This window comes from Paenibacillus sp. P4_A7 (assembly GCF_056402455.1).
In genome coordinates this window covers 1-563 of record NZ_JBFUHJ010000928.1, presented here as the reverse complement: position 1 = coordinate 563, position 563 = coordinate 1, and the positions used below count along the sequence as shown (strand labels likewise).

1 protein-coding gene is annotated in these 563 nt (G+C 39.8%); it reads right to left on the bottom strand.

From position 1 onward, the window contains the following. Positions 1-563 (bottom strand): DUF1572 family protein (locus AC1DWN_RS34990; RefSeq protein ID WP_477563382.1); only part of this gene is annotated, 563 nt, incomplete at both ends.

Genomic DNA, 563 nt, shown 5'->3' with positions numbered 1-563 from the left:
ATTCCTTTCCCTCTGTATCTCGGCAAAATGGCCATCCCAAGTTCGGGTATATCATTACTTACATATCCGAAACCCTTGTTATTGGAATTGAAGAATCGAGCTGTTATTGACCCAATAGATTCTCCTTCGCTATTAACAGCAATACTGCCAAGATCACCATCTCGGCCCCATCCTTCTACATACTTAGATAGATAAGGATCATGAATAATATCTCTGCTAAAGGGCTCGTTACCTTCTGGAACATACATAGATTCGTATAGCATCTCCCATAAAAAAGGAACGTCTAGCTCAATTGCAGCCCTTATTTGAAAAGTGAGAGGCGTTTTGATGGAAGTTGATTGATAGGTAGCCTTTAGACATAGCTTAGCTATGTAAAAGATTTGCCCCAAATGCTCCGAATAGTGCGCAGCGCATTGGTGCAGCATATCGAGATGGGTTCGTTCCTTCTTTCTCACTAACTGCGTTTTTAGCAGTTCTTCTTCAGATAAACTTATTAATAGGTTCTTAATAATAAGAAATCCCTTCGATACTTCTTCTTTCAGCTCTTCCTTATTAGGGTAAAC